This window comes from Schleiferia thermophila (assembly GCF_003337435.1).
Classification (GTDB): Bacteria; Bacteroidota; Bacteroidia; order Flavobacteriales; family Schleiferiaceae; genus Schleiferia; species Schleiferia thermophila.
In genome coordinates this window covers 1-2,915 of the sequence record NZ_QPJS01000015.1, presented here as the reverse complement: position 1 = coordinate 2,915, position 2,915 = coordinate 1, and the positions used below count along the sequence as shown (strand labels likewise).

The 2,915-nt window shown below is 40.4% G+C and carries 6 protein-coding genes; 2 read left to right on the top strand and 4 right to left on the bottom strand.

The annotated features are described in order from the left end of the window. The first annotated feature begins 1 nt into the window (after window position 1). Both DES35_RS11280 and DES35_RS11275 read left to right on the top strand, forming a co-directional pair. Window positions 2-1,006 (top strand): RHS repeat-associated core domain-containing protein, encoded by a 1,005-nt coding sequence (locus tag DES35_RS11280; protein WP_114366613.1) that lies wholly within the window; start codon window positions 2-4, stop codon window positions 1,004-1,006. A gap of 3 nt (window positions 1,007-1,009) precedes the next feature. Then, on the top strand, window positions 1,010-1,426 hold the full coding sequence (locus DES35_RS11275) for a hypothetical protein (protein WP_114366612.1): 417 nt from the start codon (window positions 1,010-1,012) through the stop codon (window positions 1,424-1,426). A 50-nt stretch (window positions 1,427-1,476) separates the two neighbouring features. Here DES35_RS11275 and DES35_RS11270 read toward each other — a convergent pair whose 3' ends face one another. The 4 genes from DES35_RS11270 to DES35_RS11645 all read right to left on the bottom strand — a co-directional run. Further along, the gene (locus DES35_RS11270) at window positions 1,477-1,803 is read right to left on the bottom strand and encodes a type II toxin-antitoxin system RelE/ParE family toxin (RefSeq protein ID WP_114366611.1); all 327 of its coding nucleotides are present in this window, start codon (window positions 1,801-1,803) and stop codon (window positions 1,477-1,479) included. Further along, the gene (locus tag DES35_RS11265; RefSeq protein WP_114366610.1) at window positions 1,793-2,026 is read right to left on the bottom strand and encodes a hypothetical protein; all 234 of its coding nucleotides are present in this window, start codon (window positions 2,024-2,026) and stop codon (window positions 1,793-1,795) included. Before DES35_RS11265 ends, DES35_RS11270 begins: the two co-directional genes overlap by 11 nt. Before the next feature lie 7 nt (window positions 2,027-2,033). Next, the gene (locus tag DES35_RS11260; protein ID WP_114366614.1) at window positions 2,034-2,399 is read right to left on the bottom strand and encodes a helix-turn-helix domain-containing protein; all 366 of its coding nucleotides are present in this window, start codon (window positions 2,397-2,399) and stop codon (window positions 2,034-2,036) included. Window positions 2,400-2,715: 316 nt separating this feature from the next. Continuing rightward, window positions 2,716-2,915 (bottom strand): hypothetical protein (locus DES35_RS11645; RefSeq protein WP_211306563.1); only part of this gene is annotated, 200 nt, incomplete at its 5' end.

The window sequence follows — 2,915 nt, the reverse complement described above, 5'->3', positions numbered from 1 at the left end:
TGTGACCGATGGAGCCGGAGTGCCGTACCAGTACTTCCACTACAGCCCTTGGGGGGAAAGTCTGATAAGTCAAACCCGCACTCCCAACTCCACCGGCTTCAGCACACCCTATCGCTTCAATGCCAAAGAGCTCGACTCCGAAAGCGGGCTCTTCTACTACGGAGCCAGGTACTACCACCCGGTGGTGAGCAAGTGGTTGAGTGTTGACCCAATGGCGGGTGCTGCACCGGGTTGGTCACCGTACAGAGCGTTCTTTTGTAATCCAGTTTATTGGGTTGACCCAGATGGATTATTTGAAAGTACAGATGTTACTAAAAATGAAGATGGTTCTTACACTGTGGTTGGAGCAAAAGATGATGGGGATAATAATATTTATGTTAGAGGTGCTGATGGTAAAAGGACAGGGGAAGTGATTGGGACTACAATGCAACCTACTGATTTTATGTTGACGAATGACAAAACAGGAGAGTTTAAAGGTCACGCTAATGTTACATTTAGACTTGATAAGCTAACGGTAACAGGAACAGTAAAGCCCAATAAATATACAACAGCGACCATTTATAACGCTGATGCACAAAGGTTGTTAGACTGGGGGCAGGAGTTATTTTCAGAAGAGATAAAAAGGCAATCTCCAGCCACCTTCTATGGTGCGCTACAGATTTTACGTGAAATGTCTGCTAATGGAGGACCTTTAGATTTTAAAGTTAGTTTAGGGGCTGACAAATACACCGCAATAAAAGCAGGGAACACGGCAGATGGTAAACCTATCATTACCACACTTCGGGCAGTTGGGAATATAACTTTCGGTGCCAATATGAGAAGTACCAAGCCATTTACTATGGGAGCAGATTGGTATTACAAGCAAGTAATGCCAGAGGTTGGAAAATACAATCAAAAAGCAAATCAAGGAACTGGATATAACTCGGGATTTCCATATTACGGAGAACATACATATTCGGGAAGTTATATTTATTATGGGTACTTTGGAAGTTTTTATAAAAAATAGGCAATGAAAATCCGAGTGATGTTAATTTCAATAGCCGTTTTAATTTTAGTTATCATCGGGTATTTTTACTTTTTTCTCCCCGTGCCAAGTTTTGAAACGGGCAGTAAGCGATTGTATTTAAAAGAAATACAAGAGGATAATATGACTATAGCTTGGTTTTTTTATTCTGCGGCATATTCAGAGTCACCAGACTACATTGTAGCAACAAAAGGAAGTGCTATTGATACAATCTGTAGAGCAAACAATATTGCAGATATAAATTTGGAAGGTGATAGTATAATGATTGGTTTTTATGGTAGTCCGCAACTATATGGAGACCCTATAGAAATACCTATTAGGGTAATGGGGTACAGTGTATTGATAGATACAGGATATACAAGAGATAGTGAGACAGCACCAAGAAAGTTTTATCAGAAATAAAACTACACAACACAGGGCAACCGTCAGGCTTAACAGCTTGGCGGTTTTTTTTATGGAATCAGTTTAAAAATCTGTTCAAGTTCTTTATCGGTGATGGTGCTTTTTTCGGACTTGTCGAAAATGGAAGTGAGGTAAACGGTATTGTGGGCTACTTTCACGTAGGTAATGACCCTTGCACCACCTGATTTTCCTTTCCCTTTTGAAGCAATGGCAAGGCGTATTTTATAAAAACTATTGCCAAGAGCCGTTCCCTGTTCCGGCTCATCGGTAAGTTTTTCGATAAGCCCGGCCAAGTCTCTTTTAAGCGAAGGATATTTTTTAGCCAGTCGTTTAGCCTGCTTATCGAAAAGCGGTATAGAAGAAATATTATAACTCATCCAAAAGCTCTTTTGCAGGTCGGGCTTTAAGTTTGCCCTGTTCCACTAATTTAAGTTCCTTTACCGCTTCTTTGAGTTCCTGTAAAATCTGTTCTTTGGTAGGCTCTTCGTATTCCAAAGTTTCCAAGTCCTTGTACTGCTTTTTGAGTTCCTTCCACTCGCTGATGGGAATGTAAACTCCGGTAGCTTTTCCTTTGCTGTCCTGTATTATCTGTAATTTCATATCCAAATTATTTAGTTGCTATGTTTTGCTGAAAGAAATCCTGAAACTTCTTTTTGGTCAGCATTGTATCAAGCATTTTATAAATCACGTTTTTATCTTCATCTTCAAGCTGTTCAATCAGCCGTATTTTTTCGGTAACGGTTTTATCTTCTACAGTTACCGGACTTGGTTGGTTGTTATCCGGGTTTAGCAAATCATCTACCGTAACCCCGAAAATAACCGAAAGTTTTTGCAACACTTCTACAGAGGGTTCACGCCTTCCGTTCTCAATTTTGTTGTAATTACTTTGGTCTAAACCAATCTCAAGGGCTACCGCTTTTTGCTGTAATCCTTTCTCCTTGCGGACTTGCTTTATTTTTTCGCCTACTGTCATCTGCTTGTGATTTGTTGCAAAGTTAGTCATTATGACAATTATGAGCAAAAAATTAATCTTTATGACCTTTTTAGTTGGTCAATAATGGAAATTTTATTTTACCTTTGCGATGGTCAATAATGACCAAACAATTTTTTAAACCTTAAAGCGCATACAGGTATGACCATAGAAGAAATCAAACAACGGCTGACAATGGCGGAAGTTATTAAGCATTACGGGCTGAAAGCCGAAAAACACAAATACTTACAGTAGTTTTTTCAATCTCACTAAACTCATAAAAAAAATCTTCCGTTTTACTAAATCTCCAGTATTTTAGCTATACTTCTGCAAAGCGATGAGGGGGTCTGCAGTTGCAAGAACGAACCGGCAATACAAGGTGCTTTTTGTGAGCCCTGGGGCGCAAGGGATGGGTCATCCCGGTCATGTGGAGTATGTGACCGATGGAGCGGGAGTGCCGTACCAGTACTTCCACTACAGCCCTTGGGGGGAAAGTCTGATAAGTCAAACCCGCACTCC

Bases quoted from the DNA above. Each gene is read 5' to 3' on its own strand.
- DES35_RS11275 (WP_114366612.1), top strand. From the start codon at position 1,010: ATGAAAATCCGAGTGATGTTAATTTCAATAGCCGTTTTAATTTTAGTT.
- DES35_RS11270 (WP_114366611.1), bottom strand. From the start codon at position 1,803: ATGAGTTATAATATTTCTTCTATACCGCTTTTCGATAAGCAGGCTAAA.
- DES35_RS11265 (WP_114366610.1), bottom strand. From the start codon at position 2,026: ATGAAATTACAGATAATACAGGACAGCAAAGGAAAAGCTACCGGAGTT.
- DES35_RS11260 (WP_114366614.1), bottom strand. From the start codon at position 2,399: ATGACAGTAGGCGAAAAAATAAAGCAAGTCCGCAAGGAGAAAGGATTA.